Source organism: Novosphingobium rhizovicinum (assembly GCF_040813635.1).
In the GTDB taxonomy this organism is placed as follows: Bacteria; Pseudomonadota; Alphaproteobacteria; order Sphingomonadales; family Sphingomonadaceae; genus Novosphingobium; species Novosphingobium rhizovicinum.
This window is the reverse complement of sequence record NZ_JBFNXR010000052.1, coordinates 368,016-393,950: the sequence shown is the minus strand read 5'-3', so window position 1 is coordinate 393,950 and position 25,935 is coordinate 368,016. Positions and strand designations below refer to the sequence as shown.

Sequence of the window (25,935 nt, the reverse complement as noted above, 5' to 3'; positions counted from 1 at the left end):
CCACGCAGACCGGCGTTGCCAGCCCGGTAGCCCGATCCGCCGCCGTTACGAGCACAGGTGACCCATCGCCCTCGTCAGAACATCCTGTCGCCGAGGCAGAACCTTAGTTCCGTATCCTCGACCAAGGCATCGCACGTGAAGAGGCTGCAACTTCGCCTGCATTAAGTCGCAGCCGCCGCGATACACCATCTTGTTCGCGGCGGCCGTTGTGAACGAGCGCGTTGCGCGGGAGCAGCATCAGGTCGCAGAGCAGTGCGATACCGCCTCAGCGAGTTCGCACTCCACCGGCGTGGACATTGCTTCTCACGCGCTCGCCTGCATGGGCGAGACGCCTGAGGAACATGCTCTCCATGCACTGAACTGCTCTGGTTCCATCGGGCGTCCGAACCAGAAGCCCTGCGCCTCGTCGCAGCCCAGCTGGGCCAAGATGATGGCGGTCTCCTGCATTTCTACACCTTCAGCCACCACGCGAAAGCCAAGTTTATGGGCCAACCCGATCATGGTCTCGAGGAGAACAAAGTCAGCGCCGCCCGGCTCAGTCAGGTTGCGCACGAATGTTTGATCGATTTTGACCACGCGTGCCGGCACACGCTGGAGGTAGGCAAGGCTGCTGTGCCCCGTGCCAAAGTCGTCGATGGCAAGACAAACTCCGGTCGCTGCCATCTCCCGCAGCATGGCCAGGGCTCGATCGGGCTCGCCCATGATCGCGCTCTCCGTCAGTTCGAACTCGATCTGCTCAGGCCGCAATCCCCTCTTCAAAAGCCCGAGTTGGATCCTCGCGATGAGATCGTCCTCGGCGAGGTTGGCGGCGGACAGGTTGACCGAGAGCGCGAACTCCTCAGGAGGCAATCTCCACGCTGCTAGCTGGTCCATTGCGGCGTCCAGTACCCACTGTGTGGCTGCACGCGCCATCGACGTCTGCTCAATCACGGGAATGAACTCGCCCGGCGACACATCACCAATTTCGGGATGGCGCCAGCGCAGCAACGCTTCTGCACCGATGCATCGCCCGGTCGATAGTTCTATCCGCGGCTGGAACACCAGTCTCAGCTGGCTGTCGTCATCCAAAGCCGAGCCGAAGGCGTTAAGCAAACCATATTGCCGCTTGTGCGCCAGGTCGCTGGAAAGCGAATAGAGCGCGACGCCGTCAGACTCACGGGCGTCCTGAGCGGCACTGGCAGCGCCTCGCAAGACGTCGTCCGCTGCGACTTCGCCGAGGATAAAGGGACGAACGCCAATGGCGACATTCGTCACGAAGCGAACCGATGAGGTCTGGCGGATCGAAGTTAGCGCAGCCCGAAGCTCCTGCATGTACGCGAACGGCTCAGCCTTGGGTGGAGACAGGAACGCGAATTGCGCTGAGCTGATGTGGTATACGGTCCTATCTGGACCCAGTACCTTCTGCAGTGAACGGGTAGCCTCTCTCACCACCTCGTCTACCTGGGCACTGCCCATCACGCGAGCGATCCTGCTGATCTGCTCGTCCCGGGCAAGGTCCACGAACACGGCGAGGTACTGCTCACCAGCTTGATCCCGAGCGAGATCTGCAAGATCGTCGCGGAACTGGTTCCTGGTCGGAACGCCGCTTACCGGGTCGACGCGACCGAAGGCGTGCTCCAGTTCGATCTGGTTCATGACCATTGCAGCCAGGTCAACCAGAGCCGCCAACTCGGAGGAGGATGCCTTTCGCGGTTCCGTGCCAAGTACACAGAGCGCGCCAAGTCCATAGCCCTCCCTGGTGATCAGTGGAGCCCCCGCGTAGAAGCGCGTGCCAGCACGTCCAAGGACGCTTTCTGCGTAATAGGCGTCTGCCTGGAAGTCCTCGATGATCAGGGGTGCGGCCGACTCCGCGACGTGCGCACAAGGCGCCTTATCTCTGGGAATGCTCTGGTGAGCGACACCGACCCGTGATTTAAACCATTGGCGGTCGCTATCGGTAAGGGACACCGCGGCGATTGGCAGTCCGAATATCTGGCTGGCCATCCGAGTGATGCGGTCAAAGCTCTCGGACGGAGAGGTGTCGAGCAGCTTGAGCTGTTGCAAGGCATCCAGCCTGGCCGCTTCGGAGAAGTCGGAGATCGGTTCGCGCATCTCTCCATTATGTCGTCGGAGTCTTAAGGAACTGAGTTGTGTAGGGACTAGCATCATTACTAGAGGGCAGCGCTTCGAAGGCCGAGGATGCGCGTCCCGATCCCGGTCTCAGCTTGTGCGCGCGAGCGATGCCGATAGGTTCCCGCCATTTCCGCGCGCCGCCCACAGCTGCAGCTTTTTTCTGGATCAGACGTTTTTGAGGTGTCGCGAAGCCTTGGCTTTGGCGCGGAGGCGGTCAGGGAGTAGGCGCGTAGTCCGTACGCGGCAGTGAAAGGGAATGTACAGACACCAAGACGATCCGACCCGACGCCCCCGGCTAAACGCCCGGGGCCGACGGCGCGTGGCGCGGGGGTGCGGAAGGTCAGCTCGACGCGTGATGGGCGAGAGTTGGCGCAACTAGACTTAGAGTATACGGCGGCGCGAGTCTCGGCCGCCGAGGTTCGCTTCGGAGAAATGTGGATGCAACGTTCGAGGACACAAGCTGAGATCGGCATCGCTGGCTTAGATGACGTCTTGAGCGGCGGACTGGAGCGGGGGCGCGTTTTCCTCATTGAGGGTAGCCCCGGCACCGGCAAGACAACGATCGCAATGCAGTTCCTCAGGACCGGCGCAGCCCAAGGGGAGCGCTGTCTCTATATCACGCTTTCGGAGACCGAGGAGGAGCTGCGCGCGACCGCCACGTCGCACCACTGGGACTTGGACGGCCTCGATATTTTCGAGCTCGTACCGCCCGAGAGCTTGCTCGATGAGGAGCAGCAACAAAGCTTGCTCTACTCGTCCGATCTGGAACTGGGTGAGACCACCCGCCGCATCTTCGAGGCGTTCGAGCGGGTACGGCCGGAACGGGTTGTTCTGGACAGCCTTTCCGAGATCCGGCTGCTGGCGCAGAGCTCTCTGCGCTACCGACGGCAGATCCTGGCGCTGAAGCATTACTTCGCGCGCCAGAACTCCACTGTGGTGATGCTGGACGACCTCACCACCGATGTGAACGACAAGACGGTACACTCTGTCGCTCATGGTGTGCTGCGTCTTGAGGAGCTCTCACCGGAATATGGCGCAGAGCGCCGGCGCTTGCGGGTGATCAAGTACCGCGGGCGCCGCTTCCGCGGAGGGTTTCACGACTTTTCGATCGAGACGGGCGGCGTGCGCGTCTTCCCCCGGCTCGTCTCGGCTGAGCACAAGGGCAGTTTCGAGAGGACAGTGCTCGGCACCGGGATTGCTGAGTTCGACGCCCTTCTCGGCGGCGGTGTCGAGCGCGGGTCCAGCGTGTTGATCCTCGGTCCCGCGGGTACCGGTAAATCGATCATGACGCTCACCTTCATCAAGAACGCAATCGAGCGCGGTGAGCGCGCGGCAATGTTCGTCTTTGATGAGGAGCTCGGCTTGCTCATCGAGCGTGCGAAGGGTCTGGGCATAGATCTACAGGCAATGGTCGATCAAGGTTCGCTGGTGTTGCAACAAGTGGACGCGGCGGAGCTGACGCCCGGTGAGTTCTCCGAGCGCGTGCGTGTCTGCGTCGAGACGCACGGCGCACGCACAGTCGTACTCGACAGTCTCAACGGCTACCAGGCGGCGATGCCCGGCGAGCACGCGCTCGTGCTCCACGTCCATGAGTTGCTCCAATATCTCAACCGCCAAGGGGCGACGACCTTCCTCACCGTGGCCCAGCACGGACTCGTGGGCGACATGAAGACACCGGTGGACGTGACGTACCTTGCCGACACGGTAATCCTGCTTCGCTACTTCGAGGCAGTAGGCCGCGTACGAAGGGCCGTATCGGTCGTGAAGAAGCGCACCGGCCCGCACGAGGATACTATCCGCGAGTACCGGATCGGAGGGCGTGGGCTCACCTTGGGGCCGCCAGTGGCCAACTTCCAGGGCGTACTGCGTGGGGTGCCAATCCTGGTGGCAAACAGCGAGCCGGTCGGCAGCGAGGACGCGTGAAGCGCACGACGCATTCTGAGCGGGCGCTGGTGCTCGCACCGCGTGGACGTGACGCAGCGATCGCCAAAGGAATGCTGAACGAGAGCGGCATGGACGCAGCGATTTGCCCGTCGCTGCCCGCGCTGATCGATGAGCTTGATGCCGGTGCGGCATTCGTGGTCGTCACCGAGGAGGCTATCGCCGGTAGTGACCTTCATCCGCTTGCCGCCTGGCTTGCTGACCAGGAGGAGTGGTCCGATCTGCCCTTCGTACTCCTTACCAGCCGAGGGGGCGGGCTCGAGAGGAATCCTGCGGCAGTCCGGTACCTGGACGTGCTCGGCAACGTCACATTTCTTGAGCGCCCATTCCATCCCACGACGCTGATCAGCCTCGCCCGCTCCGCGCTGCGCGGGCGCAAACGCCAGTATGAGGCGCGCGCTCGCCTTATCGCGCTACGAGAAGGCGAGACCCGCTATCGTACGATGTTCGACACCATGGACGAAGGCTTTGCCGTTATCGAGTTTGTGGACGGCCCGCACGGTTTCATGAGTGACTACGTCCATGTCCAGGCCAACCCGGCCTTCGAGCGACATGCGGGTATTGCCAATGCCGTCGGCCAGAGGGCGCGGGAGATGATGCCCGACGAGGCCGAGGGTTGGGTCGAACTCTACCGGCGCGTGCTCGTCTCCGGCGAGCCGACCCGCTTCGAACGCGAACTGGTGATCACGGGCCGCCACGTGGAGGTCGCCGCTTTCCGTGTAGAGCCGCCGAGCCGACGCGAGGTGGCATTCTTCTTTCAGGACGTGACGAAGAGGAAGCAGGCGGAGCTGGATTTGCGCGAGCTTAACGAAACGCTCGAGCGGCGCGTGGACGCTGCCGTCGCCGAGCGGGAGATCGCCATGGCGCAGCTGCACGAGGCGCAGAAGCTGGAAACGATCGGTCAGCTGACTGGAGGCGTCGCACACGACATTAACAACCTGCTGACGCCGATCACCGGCGCTCTCGATCTTCTGAACCGGCGCTACGCAGCCGAAGATGCCCGCGCAGCGCGACTGCTGGACGGCGCGCTGCAATCTGCAGAGCGCGCCAAGATACTCGTGAGTCGCCTCTTGGGCTTTGCGCGCCGACAGACTTTAGAGACGCGCGCCATCGACATAGCATCGCTTTTCGAAGGCATGCGCGACCTGGTGTCGAGCTCGGTCGGTCCATCGGTGGAACTGCGCATGATTTCCGCAGCCGAAATGCCGCCCGGTCTCGCCGACCCCAACCAGCTGGAGCTGGCCATTCTGAATCTATGCGTCAACGCGCGTGACGCAATGGAGGGCGGGGGCGTCCTGACCGTCGCGGCTGAATACGCAACAGTCGATCGACGACAAGCAAGTCAACTGGCGCCCGGCGCCTATATCCGGATCTCTGTCATAGACACGGGCGCGGGCATGGACGAGGCGACCCTCGGCAAGGCCGTAGAGCCGTTCTTCTCAACGAAGGGAATTGGACGGGGTACCGGACTTGGGCTTTCGATGGTGCATGGACTGGCAGCGCAGCTCGGCGGGGCGTTCGATCTCACCAGTGTGGTCGGTGAAGGCACGCGCGCCGACCTGTACCTCCCAGTTGCCGAGACGCCCCCGCAGCCCTTGGTTGTGAACCGTTCGGCTCCCGCTCAGCCGAGGCGGCCTTTGACAGTGCTACTCATCGACGACGAAGATCTTGTTCGCCTGGGCACTGCTGAAATGCTGCGTGGGCTGGGGCATAAAGTGCACGAAGCTGCCGGGGGAGCGCAGGCGCTGACAAAGCTCGAGAGTGGCATCCACGTCGATGCGGTCGTCACGGACTACATGATGCCGCAGATGAACGGTGCTGAAGTTGCGAACGAGTTTCGCAGACGCCGCCCCAGTCTGCCGATACTGATCGTCACCGGTTACGCGGGCGGTGATCTCGATCTCGGCATACCCCAGCTCGCCAAGCCCTTTCGTCAAGCGGACATCGCCGCAGCCCTGGAGCGCCTCCTGGAGTCCGCTGATGGAGAGATTGTCGCCTTGCCCAGCCAGGGGAGCTAGGCCGTAGCTCATCGGCCCGTGTCCAGAACACGAGCGTAGATGAGCCGGACAGGCTGGTTCAGCCGGAATCCGTAGTCTCTGGAGGGGCATACGCGCTTCTTCGCGAGGCACCGCTTCAGGCCGCCCGGGAGCCGGTTGCCGATGCCTTCCCCTGCGAAAGGCGGAAGTCCAAGTCAGTTTCCTGAAGACATCCTGCCATATTTCGTGAATTGTCGAAATGAGGATTGACAATCGCTTGGCGCTCATACATTTCCATGTTTATCGAAATAATGGAGGCCTGAGATGGCGAGCAAGCTGGGGCAATTTGTCGAACGGGTATTGATCATGACCTCGCAGCAGCTCTCGCTGTGCTGCCACCGCGAAGTCGGGAACATCCCGCTGGAGACGCTGCGCCGCCGTAATGATCCTCGTTCGAACCGAGACGGGTGATGGATGCGGACAGCGTCGTAGCGGCTCTGGGGGCCCTCGCGCAGGAGCATCGGCTGGCGGTGTTCCGCCTGCTGGTGCAAGCTGGCGATGAAGGAATGCCTGCCGGTGCGATCGCGGAGGCACTGGGCGTACCCAATTCGTCGCTTTCCTTCCATCTGGCGCAGCTCAATCGGGCGGGGTTGATCAAGCAGGAGCGGCAAAGCCGCTCGCTCATCTACACCGCTGACTACGCCGCGATGAACGCCCTGCTCGGCTATCTCACCGAGAATTGCTGCGGGGGCGCGGCCTGCCCGGCCGAACCACAGGGCGGAACGCAAGCGACACAATCTCAAGAAAGGACTGCGTGATGAAACGTATGCACGTGCACGTCGGTGTTGACGATCTCGATCAGTCGATCCGCTTCTATTCGACAATTTTCGGCGCCGAGCCCACTGTCACCAAGGCTGATTACGCCAAGTGGATGCTTGACGATCCGCGCGTTAATTTCGCCATCTCCTCCGGCAATGCTCACAAGGGCGTTGAGCATCTGGGCATCCAGGTGGAGAGCGAGGACGAACTGACGGAGATCTATGGTCGTCTGAGGAAGGCGGACCGGCCATTGCTGGAAGAAGGTGCCACCACCTGCTGCTATGCCAAGTCGGAAAAGAGCTGGATCGCCGATCCGCAGGGCGTCGTTTGGGAAGCGTTCTTCACGAATGGTGAGGCGACGGTCTACGGCGACAACCCGGAACTGAGCGCGCTATCGGCGAATGCGGCCGATACAACCTGCTGCGCCCCCGAGATTCCATCGAAGACGGCGTGCTGCTCATGAACGTCACCATCTATCACAACCCGGCTTGCGGCACTTCGCGCAACACGCTCGAAATCATCCGCGCCACGGGCACACAGCCGCAGGTGATCGAGTATCTCACCACGCCTCCTTCGCGAGAGGAACTGGTGTCGCTGATCGAGCGCATGGCCATCACACCGCGCGAGCTGCTCCGGCAGAAGGGTACACCATACGGCGAGCTGGGCCTGGATGCCCCGGAGCTTGAAGACGATGCATTGATCGATGCGATGATTGCCCATCCGATCCTCATCAACCGGCCGATCGTCGTGGGTCCGCGCGGTGTGAAGCTGTGCCGCCCCTCGGAGCAGGTGCTCACCGTCCTCGATCAGTCCCTGAAGGAAGACTTTGTGAAGGAAGATGGCGAAGTCGTGAAAGCGGAACCCTGCTGATGACCACTGTCGCCGATACGCAGCGCACCGTCAGCGCGCTCGGATTGTTCGAGCGGTGGCTTTCCCTCTGGGTCGCGCTGGCCATCGTGGCCGGCGTGGTTCTCGGCAATCTGGTGCCAGGTCTGTTCGGAGTGTTGGCGGGGCTTGAGTATGCCTCGGTCAACCTCCCGGTAGCGGTGCTGATCTGGGCCATGATCTACCCGATGATGGTGGCGGTCGACTTCGCCAGCCTGCGCGATATCGGGCAGCGGCCGAAGGGCCTGTTCCTCACCATCGTAGTCAACTGGCTCGTAAAACCGTTCACGATGGCGGCGCTTGCCGTGCTGTTCTTTGAGACCGTCTTTGCCGACCTGATCGCGCCCGTTGACGCGCAGCAGTATATAGCGGGTCTGATCCTGCTGGGAGCGGCACCGTGTACAGCAATGGTCTTCGTGTGGTCGCAGATGACGCGTGGAGATCCGGCATATACGCTGGTCCAGGTGTCGGTGAACGACATCATCATGGTGTTCGCCTTTGCGCCCATCGTCGCGCTGCTGCTCGGCGTCACGGACATAGCCGTGCCGTGGGAAACGCTGCTTCTCTCAACCCTTCTCTATGTCGTCATCCCTCTGCTCGCCGGCGCGCTGACGCGGCGGCACCTGCTGCGCGGGGCCCATGGCAATGCCGATGACGTCACGCGTTTCACGGCCCGGCTCAAGCCCCTCTCGATCATCGGCCTGCTGCTGACCGTGGTGTTGCTGTTCGGCTTTCAGGGCCAGGTCATCGTCACGCAGCCGCTGCTGATTCTCCTGATCGCAGTGCCGATCATCATTCAGAGCTACGGCATCTTCTTCATCACCTACGCCGCAGCGTGGGCTTGGCGGGTTCCTTTCCCGATCGCGGCGCCCTGCGCTCTGATCGGCACCTCGAACTTCTTCGAACTGGCCGTCGCAGTTGCCATCGGGCTGTTCGGCCTCGGCAGCGGTGCTGCCTTGGCAACCGTAGTCGGAGTCCTTGTTGAGGTTCCCGTGATGCTGTCGCTGGTGGCAATCGCGAACCGGACTCAAGAACGCTTCCCATCCGCCTGATCTACAACGATTAGAACGCGATCGCCTTGCCTTCAAAGTCGAAGAGCTTGCCGCTGTCGGTGACCTTCAGATCCTCGACCACATCGAGAAGCTGGAGCGCCGCTCTTTCTGGATCGAACAGTCTGCCCAGCTGAACATTGCCCTGAAACGGACGCGAAAGTGCGGTGTCCACTGTGCCGGGGTGCAGCGCCACGACGATGGAGCGGTCGTTCCGGCGACGCTCCTCAATCGCGAGGTTGCGCACCAGCATGTTGAGGGCTGCCTTCGACGCGCGATAGCCGTGCCAGCCGCCCAGCCGATTGTCGCTGATCGATCCGACCCGCGCGGAAAGAGCGGCGAAAACGGATCGCATCCCCTTGGGCACCAGCGGCAGGAAGTGCTTGGCCACCAGAGCGGGTCCGATCGCGTTCACCGCATAGACCTTTGCCAGCCACTCCGCATCGAGATCCCGCAGCGCTTTTTCCGGCCCCCGCTCATCCGCGTGGAGCAGCCCTGTGGCGACGATCACCAGGCCGGGCGGCGGCCCCTTGGCGACGTGAGCCGCAGCGGCAGCAATGGTCGCTTCGTCCAGGAGGTCGAGGTGCATCGGACCTGTTCGCGACCGTGCGAAGCCATGGACCACATCGAACGCGCCTTCCTCGATCAGCGCCGCTTCGAACGCCGCACCGATACCTCCCGAAGCCCCGATGACGACGGCGGATGCTTTAGCGGCTCTGCTCACGCTGCGACACTCAGGGGCGGCCGCAGAAGGCCGAGCGTTTCGACGGGGCGTATCAAGGCGATCATTCCGCCCTCGTAAACCCGCCCATATCGTGCGTCAAAGCGGCGCTTGCAGTTCGGCCCGAAGGTACATCGGCGCTCCAGTCCGGCAAGACATCATCAATCCTCCCCGTCGATTGAGGGCGCATCCGGGCTCCCCTCGATCCGATCGCGATACAGGGAGGCGCGCGCCAGGAGGATGAAAGTGACAGGGGTCGTAAGGGTCACGAACAAGGCGATCAGGATCTCATGAACGGAGATCCTCGTGCGCAGTACCGAGAAGCACACGATGGAAGCCAGGACGAGCAGGATGGTTCCCCCGCTGGAGCCCAGCGTGGGAGGATGAAGGCGATCGTAAAACGTGTCGAACCGCACCAGACCGATCGCGCCGGCCAGCGTGACGATCGCGCCTGAGATCGTCAGCACGGCCACCACAATTGCGGCCCACAAAGGCAGATCAGGAGTTGCAATCATTCGATCACCTCGCCGCGCATGAGGAACTTGGCCAGTGCAACGGTGCCTGCAAAGCCAGTCAGGGCAATCACGAAGGCCGCTTCGAAGTAGATCGTCCTGCCACTCTGCATGCCCAGAACGAGCAGCATCAGCATGCCCGTGACGTAGAGGCTGTCGAGCCCGAGGACACGATCCTGCGCACGAGGCCCGGCAACCACCCGGTATGCCGCGCACAGGAGGGCAATGCCAAGGAGTCCCTGTGCCAGGAGGAATGCCCAAGTCAGCAGCAGCGTACTCACGGTTCAAATGCCTCTAGCAGCAAGCGCTCGTACCGAGCCTTGATGAGATGGATCCACGTCTCTTCATCCACGAGGTCGAACACATGGATGAGCAGTGCGCCGTCCAGGCGGCTGTACTGTACCCAGGCGGTGCCCGGCGTCGCCGTGAGGATCAGCGCGAGGAGCGTGAGCGCATGGGGCTCGCGCAGCTCAAGCTGAAGCCGAATGAAGGCGGAATGCCGATCGCGCGATGGCGACAAGGCGATCTTTGCGACCGCGACGTTCGACCTGATCACGTCCACCGCCACGAACGCGGCCAGCTGGGCCAGCTTGCTCCAGTTCCTGACACGCGGCGATGAGGCCCGAAGCGTCGACATACCGGCGCTCGCAATCAGCGCCACAGCGATCCCGAGAAGGATCTGGCCCGGTGAGAAAGACTGGGTCAGCAGCAGCCACATCAAGAAGATGCCAAGGGTCATCAGGGGATATCGGAACCAGCGTCTCATCGCTCTCGCGGCCCCCTCTCCTCTTTGGAAGCGCGCTCGGCCCCGAGCACGGAGGTTATGTAGCCCTGGCGATCCTGAATGGATGATCCCGCGCGGTCCATGTACAGCATCACCGGACCGGCGAAGACCATCAGGCCCAGGCACACCAGGAGGAGTAAGCCCACCGGGAAAGCCTCTGCCAGCCGCAGGGGCGGCGGTTGCCTTTCCGAAGGCGTCCAGATCAGATCGATGCCGGCGCGCGTGGTGGCGATCAACGTGGCCATTCCAGAGACAATCAGCATCGCGACCAGCACCCATATCGCGGGCGCAATGCCGTCTCTCAGGTCCAGAAGACCCTGGATCAATGCGAATTTGGCAATGAAGCCGGACAGCGGCGGCAATCCGGCGAGCAGCAGCGCACAAAACACGAAGCCGCCGCCCAGGATCGCGATACTGGCCGGGATGACGACTCCAACCTCATCCTCTCCCGCCAGAGAGCGCGCCCCGGTGTACTCATCCTCGAACACCGGCTCCACGACGGCCCGAACACTCGCCTCGCTACCCCGTCGCTCGACGAGCTCCAGCAGGAGGTAGAACGCGGAAATGCCGAGCGTTGAACTTACCAGATAGAAGAGCACGCCGCCGATGACCGCCCCCTCCCCCGCACCGATTGCACCCAGCAACGTGCCGGATGAGATGATGACGCAATAACCGGCAACCCGGGAGAGTGTGCGGGCGGCAAGGATGCCGACCGTGCCGTAGATGATCGTCGCAATGCCACCGTAAAGCAGCCATTCCTCACCAAAGTTGCCGGTCCATCCCCAGTCTCCGCCGAAGAGCAAGAGGTAGACCCGCAACAGTGCATAGACGCCCACTTTGCTGAGGATCGCGAAGAGCGCGGCCGATGGGGGCACGGCGGCGGCATAAGTGCGCGGCAACCAGAAGCCGACCGGCCACATCCCCGCCTTGATCAGGAAGGCGATGCCAAGGACTGCGAAGCCGCTCTGCAACAGAGTGAGTTCGGCGCCGGATGTGCCCGGGATGATGGTTGCAAGGTCCGCCATGTTGAGCGTCCCCGCAACTCCGTAGATCAGGGCAACACCGATCAGGAAGAGCAGTGAGGTGGCGACGTTGATCGCCACATAGTGCAGACCCGCCTTGACCCGCTGCGCACCAGAGCCATGCAACAGCAGCCCGTATGAAGCCGCCAGAAGGATCTCGAAGAAGACGAACAGATTGAACAGGTCGCCCGTCAGAAAAGCGCCGTTCAGACCCATCAGCTGAAGCAGCAGCAGGGTTTGGAAACGCGGCCCTGCCCTGTCCCAGCGCGCGTGTGAATAGATCAGCGCCGCCACGCCCAAGATGCTCGTCAGCAAGAGCATGAGGGTGGAAAGCCAGTCCGCCACCAGCACGATGCCAAATGGCGCTGTCCAGTCTCCCACAAGGTAGACGCGCGTCGTCGAACCTCCCGAGAAGCCCAGATCGATGGTCTCGACGATGAGAGATATCGCGACAGCCAGCAGCGCCAGCACCGTGACCATCGCAATCGCATTCTTCGTACGATGCTGGCGCTCGTTCAGCAGCAGCATGGTGGCGCTTGCGAGAAGCGGAAGGAGTACCGGTGCCACGATCAGGTGGCTTGCCCAACCGTTCATCATTCGTCGTCACCGTCGACGTGGTCTGTCCCCGTCAGTCCACGGGAAGCGAGGATGACCACCAGCAGAAGCGCGGTCATGGCAAAGGAAATGACGATTGCCGTCAGCACGAGCGCCTGAGGGAGCGGATCTGTCAGAGCAGCGGGATCAACGGTACCATCGGCGCCGACGATAGGCGGAGCATCCACCCGTAGCCGCCCCATCGCGTAGATGAACAGGTTCACGGCGTAGGAGAGCAGCGAAAGGCCAAGGACCAGCTGAAAGGTCCGCGGGCGCAAGATCAGCCATACGCCGGAGGCAGTCAGCACACCGATGCCGAGAGCGAGCACCACCTCCATCAGACCTCTCCCTCTGAACGGCTGATCAGTTCCATGTCCCGGCGCCGCAGCGGCGTTCGTATCGACTGGTGCGCAATCGCAATCAGCACGAGAGCGGTGGCGCCGATAACGAGAAGGAAGACGCCAAGGTCAAAGAGCAACGCCGAGGCGAGCGGCACCTTCCCGATAAGCGGCACGTCCGCATAACGGAACCAGGTGGTCAGGAACGGACTGTCGAACAGGGTTGCGCCCAGGCCCGTGAACAGAGTGAGGAGAAGACCAGCCCCCATCCACGACAACGGCTTCACCCGCAGCCGCTCCTCCACGCTCCGCGTTCCGGCGGCCATGTACTGGAGCACCAGCGCGATGGCCATGGTGATGCCCGCGGCGAAGCCACCACCCGGAAGATCATGCCCGCGGATCAGCAGATAAAGCGAGAAAGCGACGAAGGCGGGAAAAAGCCATTCCATCACGACGCGCGGGACCAGCAGGTAATCGGTCAGCGTGTCGCCGCGATCGCGCTCACTCCGGCTGTCATCGAAGGCGTTCTGTATCCGCTGCTGCTCGGGCGTGCGAACGCTTTCCCTCGCCGGCCGGAAACGGCGGAGCAGCGCGTAAACCGTCAGGCCGACGATGGCGAGCACGGTGATCTCTCCAAACGTGTCGAATGCACGGAAGTCCACCAGGATCACGTTCACCACGTTTCGCCCGCCCGCTTCGGCATAGGCGTGTTCGACCAGATAGCGCGAGATCGTATGGCCGATGGGAAAGGTCATCATCGCAAACGAGAGCAAAGCCATGCCTGCGCCGGCCGCTATCGCAAGGGCCAGGTCCGTTCCGCGCCTGAAGAGGACGGATCGAGGAGCCCTTCCCCGACGCCACTGCTGCGGTTCTCGCTTTGGCATCCAGCGCAGGCCCAGAAGGAGCAGAACCGTAGTGACGGTCTCCACCAGCAGTTGAGTCAGGGCAAGGTCGGGCGCCGAGAGCCAGACAAAGCTCAGGCAGCAGACCAGACCCGCGCCCGCCATGAGGATGAGCGCGGCGAGCCGATGATACTTGGCCTGCCATGCAGAGCCGATCGCGCACAGAGCGCCGACCACCCAGATCGCGGCGAAGCCGGGCTGGACCGGGGTTATCCTCTCCGAGCCGATGGCATAGCCCGCAGGAATGAAGGGAAGCAGAGCGGCAAACGCGGCAATCGCAACCAGAATACGCAGTTGCGATTGCAGCCTGCGCGTTCCCACCATCTCTTCCAGACGGCGCGAGGCACCGATGACGCTCGCCAGAACCGTCTCGAACATCCGGCGGCCTTTGAAATAGCGGATCACCGGTGCTCCCCCCGCGCTGTTCAACTTCGTGCGAAGGAGCAGATAGGCAACGGTACCCCCGGCCAGTGCCAGAAGACTGAGCAAGAGAGGGCGCGTGAAGCCATGCCATGTGGCCAGGCTGTAATAGGGTGTGTTCTCGTGCAGCACCGCCCTGACCGCAGCATCGAGCACGGGCCCGATCGTGTAGGCCGGCACCACTCCGACGACGAGGCAGATCAGGACAAGAACTTCGATCGGCAAGCGCATCCAGAAAGGCGCTTCATGCGGCTGTTTGGGCAGATCGGTGGCTGGCGCGCCGAAGAAGGCCTGGTGAATGAAGCGCAGCGAATACAGCACGCTGAGGGCAAGGGCCGCGGTGGCAACGAATGGCAGCAAGGTATCGAGGAGGGAGCCGTCCCGGAACTCAAGAGCTTCGGCAAGGAACATCTCCTTCGACAGGAAGCCGTTCAGCAAGGGAACGCCCGCCATCGCCGCAGCAGCCACCATGGCGAGCGTGCCGGTGTACGGCATGTACCGGAACAGCCCGCTCAGCCGGCGCAGATCGCGGGTTCCCGTTTCGTGGTCGATGATGCCGGCCGCCATGAAGAGCGAGGCCTTGAACGTGGCATGGTTCACGGTGTGAAAAACCGCGGCCACCAGCCCGAGCGGGGTGCCGAGGCCAAGCAGGAGAGTGATGATGCCCAAGTGGCTGATCGTCGAATAGGCCAGGAGGCTTTTCAGATCCTGCTGGAAAACGGCGGCCCATGCGCCGATCACGAAGGTGATCAGGCCCACGGTGCCCACGATGAGATACCACAGCTCGGTTCCGGCCAGCACAGGCCAGAAACGGATCAGCACGAAGATCCCGGCTTTCACCATCGTGGCCGAATGAAGATAGGCGGAGACCGGCGTTGGCGCGGCCATGGCGTGGGGAAGCCAGAAGTGGAACGGGAACTGCGCGCTCTTCGTGAATGCGCCCAGCAGGATGAGGATCAGCGCGGGGACATAGTAGCGGCTGGTCTTGATCCCCTCCGCCGCGGCCAGCACGATATCCAGGTCATAGCTGCCCACGATCTTGCCGATCAGCAATATGCCCAGCAGCAGGCACAGCCCGCCCGCCGCCGTGACAATCAGCGCCATGCGCGCGGAACTGCGGGCGCTTTCGTTGTGGTGCCAATAGCCGATCAGGAGGAAGGAAAAGAGGCTGGTCAGCTCCCAGAAGAACGCCAGCTGCACAAGGTTGCCCGATACGACGAGGCCCAGCATCGAGCCCATGAAGGCTAGAAGGAACGAAAAGAACCGCGGCACCGGATCGTTCGGCGACATGTAGTAACGCGCATACAGCACGACCAGCAGGCCGATGCCGAGGATCATCAAGGCGAACAGCCAGGACATGCCGTCCAGACGCAACAGAAGGTTGAGGCCGAGCGACGGCAGCCATTCGACGCGGCTTTTCACCACCGCGCCATCGGCAACGGCAGGATAGAGCGACACGATCAGCGCCAGAGCCGCCAGCGCGATCAGGCCGGCAAGCATTGCAGCCGAGTTACGCGCCTTCACAGGAAGGAAAGACGCCCCCAGGCTACCGAAGAAGGGCAGCACGAGCGCCAGCCAGAGGATACCTTCTCTTGTCACCATCTCTTCTGTGTTATCTCTGTTTTCCAAGAAGCATGTTGCCGATGTCCGGACAAACCGATGCGTCGGCAGGTGCTTGAAAGAAGGCGGTCACGCCAGAAACGCTCGGTCAGCCCAAACGGCCAACTGCCGATGTCCATTTTACAGTTCTGCAGCCAATCCATCTGTCAGGTGCCACCAGGCCCAGGCACCCGCCCCTTCAACCTCGACCGTGCGACGATCAGCACCGCGAACGGGCAAATGGATGCCTAGCCATTGTCTGCCTAACTTCGTTGGACGCCGCAGTTACGGCCAGGACACGAAGATCAGATAGTGGGCGGCGCGCGGGGAGATGCCTGCGCTCTCAGCCGCTCGTATGGAGGCGGAAGCGAAGAGTCCCTCACCAGCGGCGTGGGTCCCTGGCCAACTATCGCAGCCGGGGTGTGAACGATCTTCCATAGAACACCCAGCAGCGGTAGCGGTTGAGGATGCGGCTGAGGATGGACGGCTACCCGTTGTTCGACCTTGCAATCGTCTCGCGCAGCGAGCGACACCTCGGCAGTGTGGGCGCTGAATGCCGATCCACGCACCTTTTCAATCGGCATGGCGGCCAGCGGCGCGGCATGCACGCCAATGACCAGCAGCAGCAGCGCCGCGGCAAACTTCATGAAAAGCGAGGGCGAATGCACCTCGCGAGCCGGAGAGCTTAGCTCAGAGGATGGATGAAGAGCCCGCAAAGACATGTCGATGGCGCACTTGCGATAGCGGAGTCATCAGGCAGCGCGAAAGCCAAAGCAAGCTCCGCAATCCTGCCAGGTTTTCCGGTCCGCAACCTCCCACAATGACCTGCAGCCACAACGCTGCTTATCCACCTCTTTTGATGGCAGCAAACGCCTCCCCACACCATACCCAATTTGCTGCTCCGCCTATGCCAGCATTGTCGGACGCACTGCGAGGAAGACGACAAGGCCGGCCCGGACCGTTCAGGACGAAGGCGCTGTTTCTGTCAGCTTGATGCTGGCGTCCCAGAACTGGTCCACAAATGCGTCATCGCGTGCAAGCGCGTGCGGATCGCGCGGTGCGCGCTCATACCAGTATGTGCCGCTTGCGCAGGCCCCATCGGGCGAGGTGGCCAGCCAGACCGCGGTGTCCGCGCCCTCTTCGACCGTACGCTTGGGAGCGCCTTCATACTGCGCCTGGGTCTGCTCTGAAGCGTGAGAGAAGAAGTTGCTGTCTACCATGCCGGGATGGAACGAATGGGCGACGATCCCTTTGCTCGCGAGCCGCCTGGCCAACGCTTTCGCGTGCAACACGTTGGCAAGCTTGCCGCTGCAATAGGCGGCGCCGACGCTCCAGTTACCGAGGTTCTGCATGTCCGACAGGTTCAGCGACGGGATCATCTCGCTCGCGTCGGAGGACGTGTTGATGATGCGGACAGTGCCGGGCTCCGCATCAGCCGCGGCCTTCTCCAGCAACGGCAGCAGGCGATTGGTCAGGACGAAGGGACCCAGGTGATTGGAAGCGAAGTTCTGCTCGAACCCCTCTGCCGTCATCACTTTCTCGCTCGCCATTCCGCCCGCATTGTTCAGAAGCACGTGGATCCGATCCGTCAGGCCCGCGATGTCTTCCGCAAGACGCTCGCACGCCTTCAACAGCGACATGTCCGCGCGCAGCATCGTCACGTCCGCGCCGGCCGCCACCGAGCGCACCTCCTGCTCCGCGGCAGCGCAGCGGCCCTCATCCCGGCCCACGCCAATGATCCGCCATCCCTGAGCAGCCAGCTCCTTGGCTGCCTGCTTCCCGATACCGGAGCTGGCGCCGGTGATGACTGCAACCTTAGGCGTATCGACCACTGTTTCTCTCTCCTGCATCAACGCGGTGTTATGCGGCCAAGCATCGGGACGATCAAATCAGCCCCGCCCGGCAGCCGTCAACAAGGGCATGTGGCGCTTTGCACGGGCATCTCGTCGCATGAACAACAAACATCGCCGAGCTTCACCGCACAACCCCTTGAATGGCCATACCGCTCTCCTAATTCGAGTTGCGGCTTTGCCGCCCGCAACAGCGCCCCGCAAATTCGCGAGGCCGCGAAACAGTCAGCTTCGAGGAGGTGTGTGTCATGCATTTCCAATCGCTGCATCGGCATGATGGCGGATGTTTCCGCATGCCGCGAGTTGATGCTTCCGTAACAGGTCCACCAGGCTAGATCCTGACGCTGCCTGCCGCGCCCGCCCGCGCGTGCCGGCTCACTTTGCGAGTACTTTTCATCGTCGCTGGATCGCGCGGCGCGCCTGCTGCTGCGCGAGTGGAGAGCTTATGAAAATCGCGCAAATTGCACCCATTGCAGAAAGTGTGCCCCCACGCCTTTATGGGGGGACTGAACGGATCGTGTCGTACCTTACGGAGGAACTGGTGCGGCAGGGACATGACGTGACCCTGTTCGCAGCCGGAGACTCCCGCACAAGCGCCAACCTGGTCCCGATTGGCGCCTCCGCCCTCAGGCTCGATCCCAATGTCCGTGACCCCATTCCGCATCACATGGTCTTGCTCGATGAGGTCTGTCGCCGTGCGGACGAGTTCGACGTCCTGCACTTCCACATCGACCTGATCCATGCCCCGGTTGTCCGTGAGTTCGTCCACCGGACTGTGACGACGCTGCATGGCCGGCTCGACTTGCCCGACCTCCAGCCGTTCTACCGTCACTTCCCCGACCTGCCGCTCGTGTCGATTTCGGACGATCAGCGCCAGCCCATGCCGCCTGTGAACTGGGCGGGCACTGTACATCATGGTCTGCCGCCCGACCTCCTGCCGGCAAAGCTGGACGCGCAAGGCGGTTATCTGGCCTTCCTGGGACGCATTTCGCCTGAAAAGCGACCTGACCGCGCGATTGAGATCGCGGCGCGCGCAGGCATGAAGCTCAAGATCGCAGCCAAGGTGGACCGCGCCGACGAAGCGTACTGGACCGAGACGATCGCGCCCTTGATCCAAGCCCATTCCAACGTCGAGTTCGTTGGCGAAATCAACGAGCCGCAGAAAGCGCAATTCCTCGGCAATGCTGCTGCCCTGCTGTTCCCTATCGACTGGCCCGAACCGTTCGGTCTGGTGATGATCGAGGCCATGGCCTGCGCTACGCCAGTCATCGCATTTCGCAGCGGGTCGGTGCCGGAGATCATCGAAGACGGGAGAAGCGGATTTATCGTGGACAGCATCGACCAGGCCGTAACAGCCGTGCAACGGCTGCATGAAATCGACCGCGCGTCAGTGCGAGAGGCGTTCGACAGGCGCTTCACGGCAGAGCGGATGGCATTGGACTATGTCGACATCTACCAACAACTGACCAGCCCGACCCCTGACGCGGCAAGAGTGCTTCGCATGATCGGCGTGCAGCCGACACTGCAGAGCGTAGCTTAGGTCGAGGGGAGGATGGCATGAACCAACACGTTCCGCAGACCGGCTTCAACGGCGGACAGGAACTCTCCAAAGCGCCCGCGCAGTTCTATGTTCCCGCCGCTGCGTCGATGCACGAGCGGCGGCCACGCACGCTTAAGCACGGGGATACCTTCGGAGTCTTCGATCACAACGGCGATGCGATCGCCGGACCCGGCAGTCCTGAAGGCATCTATCATCGCGACACCCGGTATCTTTCGCAACTGCAGCTGACTTTGAACGGTGAACGGCCCATTCTGCTCAGTTCCGCACCGCGCGACGACAACGCGACGCTGACGTGCGATCTTGCCAATCCGGACCTGCCCGGTCCCGCCGGAGAGGAGCCGCTCCAGCACGATCTGATCCATGTGCGCCGTACGCGTTTTCTCTGGAATTCTGGCGCTTATGAGCGGGTGGCGATCCGCAATTACGATGATAAGCGCCATCGGCTCAGCCTGGAAATCGCCTTCGCCGCTGACTTTGCGGACCTGTTCGAAGTGCGCGGCACCAAGCGCTCGAAAAAAGGCACTCTCCACCAACCGGATCTTGAGCAGGATCGCGTGCTGCTGGCCTATACGGGTTGTGACGAGCGAGAGCGCAGCACTCTGGTCCAGTTCGATCCCGCGCCGCAGGCGCTTGCTGCGGATCACGCGGTTTACGAGTTTGAGCTCGAACCGCACGGCAACTTTACAGCGTTCATCTTCATCGGGTGTGACACCGGCCCCCTGGCCAGTCCGCCAAGCAGGAGCTTCTTCAGAGTGCTCCGGGAATCGCGTCGAGCGCTGCACGTCTCTTCGAACCGGGCCACGGCGATCGGCAGCTCCAGTGAGACATTCAACGAAACCGTCCATCGCTGCGTGGCGGACACGTACATGCTCATCACGGATACGCCGCAAGGCCCCTACCCTTATGCGGGCATTCCATGGTTCAGCACGATCTTCGGTCGCGACGCGCTGATCACCGCACTCGAGACGCTCTGGATGGACCCGGAGATCGCCAAAGGTGTGCTCCGCTATCTGGCTGCCAACCAGGCGCAGGAGTTCGATCCCGTGGCGGATGCGGAGCCCGGCAAGATCCTGCACGAGGAACGACGCGGAGAGATGGCCGAACTGGGCGAGATCCCGTTCCGCAAATATTATGGAAGCATCGATTCCACACCGCTGTTCGTCATGCTTGCCGGCGCGTATCTGGACCGCACCGGTGATCTTGAGACCACGCGTTCGCTCTGGCCCAACATCCAGGCTGCGCTGCGCTGGATCGATGAGCACGGCGACCGCGACGGCGACGGCTTCGTCGAATACGGTCGCCGGAACGAGGAGGGGCTGGTCAATCAGGGCTGGAAGGACAGCTTTGACTCCGTTTTCCACGAAGATGGAACCTTGGCTCACGGGCCGATCGCTTTGGCGGAAGTGCAGGCATATGCCTACGGCGCGCTCGTAGCCGGCGCGACGCTGGCGCGCCGCCTCGGCGAGGAGGAACTGGCAAGGAGCCTGTGCCAGCAGGCAGAGGACTTGCGAGCGCGCTTCGACGAAGCGTTCTTCGATGAGGCACTCGGCACCTACGCGATCGCGCTCGACGGGCAGAAACGCCGCTGCCGGGTTCGCTCTTCAAATGCGGGCCATGCGCTCCTCACTGGTCTCGCACATCCTGAGCGCGCGGAGTTCGTGATCCGGACGCTGATGAGCAAACCTTCTTTCTCGGGCTGGGGTATTCGTACGATCCCGACAACCGAAGCCCGATACAATCCGATGAGCTATCATAACGGCTCGATCTGGCCCCACGACAACGCTCTGATCGCGGCAGGCATGAACCGCTACGGCTATCGGAGAGAGGCCGCGCAGGTTTTCTCCGGTCTGGTCGATGCCTCGAACTACGTGGACCTGCACCGCTTGCCTGAGCTGTTCTGCGGCTTCTCGCGACGGCCAGCGCAAGGCCCGACGTTCTATCCCGTGGCCTGTATTCCGCAGGCTTGGGCCGCCGCAGCGCCACTGTATCTTGTGCAGTCCTGCCTTGGCCTCGGGTTCGACCCGGCAAACTCCACGATCCTGTTTGATCAGCCGGTGCTTCCTCCTTTTCTGGACGGACTCACCTTGCGCAGACTGGCGATCGGGACCGGATCTGCCGACGTGGCCCTGCGCAGATCGGGCGAGCAGGTTGTCGTCGATGTGCTTGAGCGGACGGACGACGTCAGCGTCATCATCCGCGCGTGAGGCGAGGCGTTCGCGTATGCCCGCTCGTCCGTGTGCGCACCGCCGCGACCGGAGGCCGGGATGGCGCATGCAGATCGCCATCGCATTCCCCTGCCTTCCTGGCTCGTGTAGTGCACCGAAATGCGCTGGACCCTCTCGCCCGCTTCGCTCCTGCTCGTGCTGGCAGCCTGTCAGCCGCCCTCCTCCACCATCGCGTCTCGCGACCCGGTCTCCCCCGCTCAGACCGGCAGCCCCAACGCGACCCCGGCGGCCACGCCGACGTCAACGGTCCCCGCGCCAACACCACCCGCACTGCAGCCGGTGACGAGCCTGGAAGGCGCATGGCGGGTAGCTGGCATCGACGGTGAGCCCTTCGATGAGCCTTATGGCCTCGCCCTCACAGGCGACGAGGTGCGGCTATGGTGGGGGCCGGAATGCGCAAACATGGGCCGTCAGTACCGCATGGACGGCAATGCGATCAGCTTCAGCCCGCTGCACGCACCCTCTGCTTCCCGACCCACCTGCCCCATCGGATTGCCCCCGCGGCTAAGCGACGTCATGCGTGCACTCGATGCGGCGACCTCTATCGAAAGGACGCGAAGCAACGGCATCCAATTCGCAGGCGGCGGACACAGCCTGCTGTTGTTCTCGCAGTAGCCCCTTGAGTCCGCACAGTCTCTGCGCGCGAGTGAAGACCTAAGGCTGAAGAGCGCCTGACGGACCGAAACGGCGCGTCATCCAGCGCGCGCTGGGGCCGTATTCCGCCACTTTGGCCGCCAGTCGCGGGGACATGCTTGCCTCGGCAAATCCCAGGGTTCGCCAATAGGCAGCCGCCCCCTCCACGGCGATCAGCTCAGCACTGGACAAGCCCCGATCGCTTGCCAGCTCGAAAGCGCGGGCGACCAGCTTGCGCCCCACTCCCGAACCACGCCCGCCAGATGCAACGGCGAGATCATGGATAAAGAGCACCTCGCTGGGCACTCCCGGTGATAGCACGACTCCCAATGGCGGCGGATCCTCTCGGCGCCATCCATGGGCCAGCAGATAGGCGATGATCGTGCCGCTATCGCTCGCGGCAAGACAGAAGGAGTGCGGTACATCAAGGCGGCTGGCGAACGCGTCGGCACCTTCCCGCAGGAACGGCGGATAGGCCTCTGACTGGATTGCGAGCGCCGCAGACAGGTCAGCGCTGTCCAGCGGACGAATGATGGGTGTTTTGCTCGGCATGGATCATCAGGTAAGCGCATGGGCGGCGCCGAGCCAGATGGCGCGGCCGCCGTACAAGAAAGAGAGCCTGATGACCCTGCCTGATCTCCTGGCCCCCAGCTACACGCAAATGCTTGGCGCCCTGTCGGCGTGGCTTGCCAAGGCCGAGGCGCAAAGACCAGCAGGTGAGGCAGAGGATCTGCTGCGGGCGCGGCTTGCACCCGATATGTTTCCTCTGGCCACTCAGATCCGCTTCGCATGCGTTCAGGCACAAGAGGGGATGTGCCGCCTTCGTGGTGAGGAGTTCCCCGCCTCGGTCGGAGTCCTGCTGGAAGAGGGGCGCAATGCGGCTGAGCATCCCGGGTCGATTGCGGAAGCGCGCCTCAGGATTGCCGAGACCATCGCCATGGTGGAAGCTGCGGCCGCCGATGCTGCAGCAATCGGTCCGAAGACGCCGATTGCACACGCGCTACCGCAAGGCATGATCTTCGACCTTACGGCAGAGCAGTACGCCCGCGACTGGGCCATACCGCAGTTCTACTTTCACGTGATGATCGCCTACGCCATTCTTCGCGCCCAGGGCATCGAGTTGGGCAAGGCGGACTATGTCGCTCACATGTTCGCGCACCTTCGCCCCGGCACCATGCCGCAACAGTAGTGGCGCGGCGGATGTACCGGCGGTGCGCCGCCAGGCGTCTCCCCCCTTCTGCCCGGCGGCTCTAAACGTCTCCGTCGACCAGCGCCTGCAGCGTCTTTGCCGCCCAGACGGCAGCGTCCGGTGAGACGTTCCCAGCTGCAAGGCCGTGGATCTGGAAGGTCAGTCCGGACAGCATCGCGAACAGCATGCCGGCCCGGCCTTCGGCATCGGGCGGTCCCAGCCACTCGGCGAGAGGTGCGATCATGTGATCCTTCCACACGCGCACGGCGACATCATGCGACTCAGGATCGGCCAGCGCCTGCATCAGCATGGCGGTGATGGTGACATTGCTGCGATCCAGGATCAGGCGCATCATCGTCTCGCCAAAGCGCTCCTTCTTCCACGTGAAGACGGAGTTGGCGCGGACGATCTCGATCAGGACGGCTTCGAAAAGCGCAGCCTTGGTGCCGAAGTACTTGACCGGCAGCGAAGAAGCGACGTCCGCCCGCGCGGCGATCTCACGCAGTCCCGCCTGCCGGTAGCCGAGCTGGGTGAACACCTCGACAGCGGCGGAAAGAATTCGCGCCTTGGTTCGCACAGGATCGCGACGGCGTACCGGGAACTTGAGCTCTGACGTGTCCATGCTGCCGTCCTAGCCCTCCGTCCGGTGCATCACAAGTGAACAGCCGTTCAATTGTATTGAGCCGCTGCTCACTTGTGCTAGATTGCTTCCATAAGGTGAACAATCGGGAGAGAGCGATGCCGCACGTCACACGCAGCCACTGCCGGATCTGCACGAACCAGTGCGGCATCACGCTTACTGTCGATGGAGAGCAGATCGTCAGGGTCAAAGGCGACTTCGATCACCCCTTAAGCAAGGGCTATACCTGTCCGAAAGGGCGTGCCGTGGGGCGCCTGCACCACCACGAACAAGCCATCGTCCGCCCTTCCATCAGGGACGGTGGACCACCGCGGGACGTGACCTGGGATGTCGCGCTGAATGACCTTGCGGCGCGCCTCAGCCGCATTGTCGAGGAACATGGCCCCAACGCGGTCGGCTTCTACTTCGGCAGTGGGCTTGGCATGGATGCCGCTGGCTTCCGCATGGCCGAGGCTTTTTACCACGCACTCGGACATCCGCCCAAGTTCTCCCCGCTGACGATCGACGGGACTGCCAAGGTGCTGGTGAGCAGTCTCGTGGGCGGCTTCCCAGGCCTTTCGGGCAAGACCGACAACGAAAACGTCGACATGCTGCTCTACGTCGGCGTGAACCCGGTGGTGAGCCACGGTCATAACACCGGCATGTTCAGCCCGCCGAGCTGGATCCGCGCGGCGGCAGAGAGCGGGCAAGTCTGGACGATCGACCCGCTGCGTACCGAGACAGCGGCCTTCTCCACCCGCCATATCGCGCCGCTGCCGGGCAAGGACTACGCGATCCTTGCCTGGCTCGTGCGCGAAGTAATGGACGGCGGGCCGCTCACGCCCGCCCAGCCCTTGCAAGGGCTGGATGCCCTGCGCGGCGCGCTCCAAGGCTATGACCGTGCCACTGCGGCGCGCGTCGCCGGTGTGTCCGAAGATGAGCTGGACGATCTGCTCGCAGCCGTGCGGCGCTTCGGCGGCGTAACGGTCGAGACGGGAACCGGCGTCACCATGTCGGAGGGCGCGAATGTCACGCAGTGGTTCGCCTGGTTGCTCAACATCCTGACCGGCCGCATGAACCGCGCAGGGGGCGTGTGGTTTCATCCCGGCTTCATCACGCAGTACGACAGCTTCGAACTGCCGAGGATGGACAATCCCTTCACGCCGGGCGCGCCGACGATGCCGGACGTCAACGGCATCATTGGCGACTGGCCCTGTGCCGCCCTGCCCGGCGAGATCGAGGCCGGCAACATTCGTGCGCTGGTGAACCTGGGCGGCAGTCTGGTCCGGTCCTTCCCGGATGCCAACGTCCTGGTCCCGGCTCTTCGTAAGCTCGATACGTTCGTCACTTTCGAGGTGCTGGAGAACGAGACCACTGCCCTCTCCACGCACGTGCTACCCACCAAGGACCAGACCGAGCGGCCCGACATCTCCTTCTGGGACACGCTGTGCGGCAGCCTTTCGATGCTCTATTCGCCTGCCGTGGTGCCGCCGAGGGGGGAAAGGCGTTCGGCCTGGTGGATCGTCTCGCAACTCATGGCGCGGATGGGTCTGCCTGTGCCCGAGGGTCTTCCCGAGAGCGACCGCACGCCGGGCGCGGACGACACCATGCTCGCGCGCCAGATGGCCGGCGCGCGGTGCAGTTTCGAGGAACTGCAAGCTTCAGGGACGGTCTCGCGTCCTCTCGAGTTCCCCGGCACCTGGGTCGATCGGCACATAGAGCGCATCGGTGGATGGATTCTCGCACCTCAGCCGCTGCTGGAGCTTTGGGCGAAGACCCGCGCCGACGATGATGCGCAGGCAGGTCCGCCGCCGTTAAGCTTCATTCCGCGCCGGCAGCGCCGCAAACTTAATGCCTCTCTCTCTTTCCTGGGCAGCCCGGCAGACATCATCCTCAATCCGCAGGATGCTGCGCGGCACGGCATCGCACATGGCGACCGCGTTCAGGTGACCACGCCCAACGGGGCCATCGTTCTTGTTGCGAACGTAAGCGACACAATCCGCCCGAGTGTCGCCTCGATACCGCACGGTCACGAGAGTGCGAACGTGAACCTGCTCACAAGCGTGCAATCGGTCGATACGATGACGGGTATGGTACGCTACTCCGGCATTCCCATCAGCATCGCGCGCGCTGAGGACACCCAGCCGGTACGCGACGCCGCAATGGCTTGAAGAGGGGGACAAG

At 62.9% G+C, this 25,935-nt stretch carries 24 protein-coding genes; 12 read left to right on the top strand and 12 right to left on the bottom strand.

Features of this window, described 5'->3' with window-relative positions; genetic code table 11:
* Positions 1–303: 303 nt before the first annotated feature.
* Positions 304–2,091, bottom strand: coding sequence for a putative bifunctional diguanylate cyclase/phosphodiesterase (locus ABUH87_RS15970; protein WP_367775100.1), 1,788 nt, complete (start codon positions 2,089–2,091; stop codon positions 304–306).
* A gap of 459 nt (positions 2,092–2,550) precedes the next feature.
* Between ABUH87_RS15970 and ABUH87_RS15965 the strand changes: the two genes are divergently transcribed.
* From ABUH87_RS15965 to arsB, 7 genes are all read left to right on the top strand, one after another.
* Positions 2,551–4,035, top strand: a complete 1,485-nt coding sequence (locus ABUH87_RS15965; protein ID WP_367775099.1) for an ATPase domain-containing protein — start codon at positions 2,551–2,553, stop codon at positions 4,033–4,035.
* Positions 4,032–6,071, top strand: coding sequence for a response regulator (locus tag ABUH87_RS15960; protein WP_367775098.1), 2,040 nt, complete (start codon positions 4,032–4,034; stop codon positions 6,069–6,071). Before ABUH87_RS15965 ends, ABUH87_RS15960 begins: the two co-directional genes overlap by 4 nt.
* 282 nt (positions 6,072–6,353) lie before the next feature.
* Positions 6,354–6,500, top strand: coding sequence for a hypothetical protein (locus ABUH87_RS15955; RefSeq protein WP_367775097.1), 147 nt, complete (start codon positions 6,354–6,356; stop codon positions 6,498–6,500).
* Positions 6,500–6,847 carry an ArsR/SmtB family transcription factor gene (locus tag ABUH87_RS15950; protein WP_367775096.1) on the top strand — a complete coding sequence of 116 codons (348 nt, stop codon included), beginning with the start codon at positions 6,500–6,502 and terminating at the stop codon, positions 6,845–6,847. Before ABUH87_RS15955 ends, ABUH87_RS15950 begins: the two co-directional genes overlap by 1 nt.
* Positions 6,847–7,311, top strand: a complete 465-nt coding sequence (locus tag ABUH87_RS15945) for an ArsI/CadI family heavy metal resistance metalloenzyme (RefSeq protein WP_367775095.1) — start codon at positions 6,847–6,849, stop codon at positions 7,309–7,311. The genes ABUH87_RS15950 and ABUH87_RS15945 overlap by 1 nt, the downstream gene beginning before the upstream one ends.
* The gene (arsC, locus tag ABUH87_RS15940) at positions 7,308–7,718 is read left to right on the top strand and encodes an arsenate reductase (glutaredoxin) (RefSeq protein WP_367775094.1); all 411 of its coding nucleotides are present in this window, start codon (positions 7,308–7,310) and stop codon (positions 7,716–7,718) included. The genes ABUH87_RS15945 and arsC overlap by 4 nt, the downstream gene beginning before the upstream one ends.
* Positions 7,718–8,785, top strand: a complete 1,068-nt coding sequence (gene arsB / locus ABUH87_RS15935) for an ACR3 family arsenite efflux transporter (RefSeq protein WP_367775093.1) — start codon at positions 7,718–7,720, stop codon at positions 8,783–8,785. Before arsC ends, arsB begins: the two co-directional genes overlap by 1 nt.
* Before the next feature lie 10 nt (positions 8,786–8,795).
* Here the strand turns inward: arsB and ABUH87_RS15930 are convergent, their stop codons facing one another.
* The 9 genes from ABUH87_RS15930 to ABUH87_RS15890 form a co-directional block, all read right to left on the bottom strand.
* Positions 8,796–9,506 (bottom strand): SDR family NAD(P)-dependent oxidoreductase, encoded by a 711-nt coding sequence (locus tag ABUH87_RS15930; RefSeq protein ID WP_367775092.1) that lies wholly within the window; start codon positions 9,504–9,506, stop codon positions 8,796–8,798.
* Between the two features lie 158 nt (positions 9,507–9,664).
* The gene (gene mnhG, locus ABUH87_RS15925; protein ID WP_367775091.1) at positions 9,665–10,018 is read right to left on the bottom strand and encodes a monovalent cation/H(+) antiporter subunit G; all 354 of its coding nucleotides are present in this window, start codon (positions 10,016–10,018) and stop codon (positions 9,665–9,667) included.
* On the bottom strand, positions 10,015–10,296 hold the full coding sequence (locus tag ABUH87_RS15920) for a K+/H+ antiporter subunit F (RefSeq protein ID WP_367775090.1): 282 nt from the start codon (positions 10,294–10,296) through the stop codon (positions 10,015–10,017). Before ABUH87_RS15920 ends, mnhG begins: the two co-directional genes overlap by 4 nt.
* A complete protein-coding gene (locus tag ABUH87_RS15915; RefSeq protein ID WP_367775089.1) occupies positions 10,293–10,781 on the bottom strand; it encodes a Na+/H+ antiporter subunit E in 489 nt (162 codons plus the stop codon). Before ABUH87_RS15915 ends, ABUH87_RS15920 begins: the two co-directional genes overlap by 4 nt.
* A complete protein-coding gene (locus tag ABUH87_RS15910; protein WP_367775088.1) occupies positions 10,778–12,418 on the bottom strand; it encodes a monovalent cation/H+ antiporter subunit D in 1,641 nt (546 codons plus the stop codon). Before ABUH87_RS15910 ends, ABUH87_RS15915 begins: the two co-directional genes overlap by 4 nt.
* Entirely contained in the window at positions 12,415–12,753 is a 339-nt protein-coding gene (locus tag ABUH87_RS15905) for a Na+/H+ antiporter subunit C (RefSeq protein WP_367775087.1), read from the bottom strand. The genes ABUH87_RS15910 and ABUH87_RS15905 overlap by 4 nt, the downstream gene beginning before the upstream one ends.
* Complete coding sequence (locus ABUH87_RS15900; protein ID WP_367775086.1) at positions 12,753–15,677, bottom strand: monovalent cation/H+ antiporter subunit A; 2,925 nt, start codon at positions 15,675–15,677, stop codon at positions 12,753–12,755. The genes ABUH87_RS15905 and ABUH87_RS15900 overlap by 1 nt, the downstream gene beginning before the upstream one ends.
* 302 nt (positions 15,678–15,979) lie before the next feature.
* Positions 15,980–16,321, bottom strand: a complete 342-nt coding sequence (locus ABUH87_RS15895) for a hypothetical protein (protein WP_367775085.1) — start codon at positions 16,319–16,321, stop codon at positions 15,980–15,982.
* A gap of 315 nt (positions 16,322–16,636) precedes the next feature.
* The gene (locus ABUH87_RS15890; RefSeq protein WP_367775084.1) at positions 16,637–17,506 is read right to left on the bottom strand and encodes an SDR family NAD(P)-dependent oxidoreductase; all 870 of its coding nucleotides are present in this window, start codon (positions 17,504–17,506) and stop codon (positions 16,637–16,639) included.
* A 463-nt stretch (positions 17,507–17,969) separates the two neighbouring features.
* Between ABUH87_RS15890 and ABUH87_RS15885 the strand changes: the two genes are divergently transcribed.
* From ABUH87_RS15885 to ABUH87_RS15875, 3 genes are all read left to right on the top strand, one after another.
* Complete coding sequence (locus tag ABUH87_RS15885; protein ID WP_367775083.1) at positions 17,970–19,064, top strand: glycosyltransferase family 4 protein; 1,095 nt, start codon at positions 17,970–17,972, stop codon at positions 19,062–19,064.
* Positions 19,065–19,081: 17 nt separating this feature from the next.
* Positions 19,082–21,289 (top strand): amylo-alpha-1,6-glucosidase, encoded by a 2,208-nt coding sequence (locus tag ABUH87_RS15880; protein ID WP_367775082.1) that lies wholly within the window; start codon positions 19,082–19,084, stop codon positions 21,287–21,289.
* 120 nt (positions 21,290–21,409) lie between these two features.
* Entirely contained in the window at positions 21,410–21,925 is a 516-nt protein-coding gene (locus ABUH87_RS15875; RefSeq protein ID WP_367775081.1) for a hypothetical protein, read from the top strand.
* A 39-nt stretch (positions 21,926–21,964) separates the two neighbouring features.
* Here the strand turns inward: ABUH87_RS15875 and ABUH87_RS15870 are convergent, their stop codons facing one another.
* A complete protein-coding gene (locus ABUH87_RS15870; RefSeq protein ID WP_367775080.1) occupies positions 21,965–22,495 on the bottom strand; it encodes a GNAT family N-acetyltransferase in 531 nt (176 codons plus the stop codon).
* 70 nt (positions 22,496–22,565) lie between these two features.
* Here ABUH87_RS15870 and ABUH87_RS15865 point away from each other — a divergent pair, with 70 nt between their 5' ends.
* Positions 22,566–23,132 (top strand): DUF1993 domain-containing protein, encoded by a 567-nt coding sequence (locus tag ABUH87_RS15865; RefSeq protein WP_367775078.1) that lies wholly within the window; start codon positions 22,566–22,568, stop codon positions 23,130–23,132.
* Between the two features lie 61 nt (positions 23,133–23,193).
* On the opposite strand, the gene ABUH87_RS15860 is transcribed toward ABUH87_RS15865, so the two are convergent.
* Entirely contained in the window at positions 23,194–23,754 is a 561-nt protein-coding gene (locus ABUH87_RS15860) for a TetR/AcrR family transcriptional regulator (RefSeq protein ID WP_367775077.1), read from the bottom strand.
* A gap of 116 nt (positions 23,755–23,870) precedes the next feature.
* On the opposite strand from ABUH87_RS15860, the gene ABUH87_RS15855 reads away from it, so the two are divergent.
* On the top strand, positions 23,871–25,922 hold the full coding sequence (locus tag ABUH87_RS15855; protein WP_367775076.1) for a molybdopterin-containing oxidoreductase family protein: 2,052 nt from the start codon (positions 23,871–23,873) through the stop codon (positions 25,920–25,922).
* Positions 25,923–25,935: the final 13 nt, after the last annotated feature.

What these genes read in the sequence shown, in the direction of transcription:
- ABUH87_RS15970 (WP_367775100.1), bottom strand. Translation starts at nt 2,091, where the DNA reads ATGCGCGAACCGATCTCCGACTTCTCCGAAGCGGCCAGGCTGGATGCC.
- ABUH87_RS15965 (WP_367775099.1), top strand. Translation starts at nt 2,551, where the DNA reads ATGCAACGTTCGAGGACACAAGCTGAGATCGGCATCGCTGGCTTAGAT.
- ABUH87_RS15955 (WP_367775097.1), top strand. Translation starts at nt 6,354, where the DNA reads ATGGCGAGCAAGCTGGGGCAATTTGTCGAACGGGTATTGATCATGACC.
- ABUH87_RS15950 (WP_367775096.1), top strand. Translation starts at nt 6,500, where the DNA reads ATGGATGCGGACAGCGTCGTAGCGGCTCTGGGGGCCCTCGCGCAGGAG.
- ABUH87_RS15945 (WP_367775095.1), top strand. Translation starts at nt 6,847, where the DNA reads ATGAAACGTATGCACGTGCACGTCGGTGTTGACGATCTCGATCAGTCG.
- arsC (WP_367775094.1), top strand. Translation starts at nt 7,308, where the DNA reads ATGAACGTCACCATCTATCACAACCCGGCTTGCGGCACTTCGCGCAAC.
- arsB (WP_367775093.1), top strand. Translation starts at nt 7,718, where the DNA reads ATGACCACTGTCGCCGATACGCAGCGCACCGTCAGCGCGCTCGGATTG.
- mnhG (WP_367775091.1), bottom strand. Translation starts at nt 10,018, where the DNA reads ATGATTGCAACTCCTGATCTGCCTTTGTGGGCCGCAATTGTGGTGGCC.
- ABUH87_RS15915 (WP_367775089.1), bottom strand. Translation starts at nt 10,781, where the DNA reads ATGAGACGCTGGTTCCGATATCCCCTGATGACCCTTGGCATCTTCTTG.
- ABUH87_RS15910 (WP_367775088.1), bottom strand. Translation starts at nt 12,418, where the DNA reads ATGATGAACGGTTGGGCAAGCCACCTGATCGTGGCACCGGTACTCCTT.
- ABUH87_RS15905 (WP_367775087.1), bottom strand. Translation starts at nt 12,753, where the DNA reads ATGGAGGTGGTGCTCGCTCTCGGCATCGGTGTGCTGACTGCCTCCGGC.
- ABUH87_RS15900 (WP_367775086.1), bottom strand. Translation starts at nt 15,677, where the DNA reads ATGGTGACAAGAGAAGGTATCCTCTGGCTGGCGCTCGTGCTGCCCTTC.
- ABUH87_RS15895 (WP_367775085.1), bottom strand. Translation starts at nt 16,321, where the DNA reads ATGAAGTTTGCCGCGGCGCTGCTGCTGCTGGTCATTGGCGTGCATGCC.
- ABUH87_RS15885 (WP_367775083.1), top strand. Translation starts at nt 17,970, where the DNA reads ATGAAAATCGCGCAAATTGCACCCATTGCAGAAAGTGTGCCCCCACGC.
- ABUH87_RS15880 (WP_367775082.1), top strand. Translation starts at nt 19,082, where the DNA reads ATGAACCAACACGTTCCGCAGACCGGCTTCAACGGCGGACAGGAACTC.
- ABUH87_RS15875 (WP_367775081.1), top strand. Translation starts at nt 21,410, where the DNA reads ATGCGCTGGACCCTCTCGCCCGCTTCGCTCCTGCTCGTGCTGGCAGCC.
- ABUH87_RS15870 (WP_367775080.1), bottom strand. Translation starts at nt 22,495, where the DNA reads ATGCCGAGCAAAACACCCATCATTCGTCCGCTGGACAGCGCTGACCTG.
- ABUH87_RS15865 (WP_367775078.1), top strand. Translation starts at nt 22,566, where the DNA reads ATGACCCTGCCTGATCTCCTGGCCCCCAGCTACACGCAAATGCTTGGC.
- ABUH87_RS15860 (WP_367775077.1), bottom strand. Translation starts at nt 23,754, where the DNA reads ATGGACACGTCAGAGCTCAAGTTCCCGGTACGCCGTCGCGATCCTGTG.
- ABUH87_RS15855 (WP_367775076.1), top strand. Translation starts at nt 23,871, where the DNA reads ATGCCGCACGTCACACGCAGCCACTGCCGGATCTGCACGAACCAGTGC.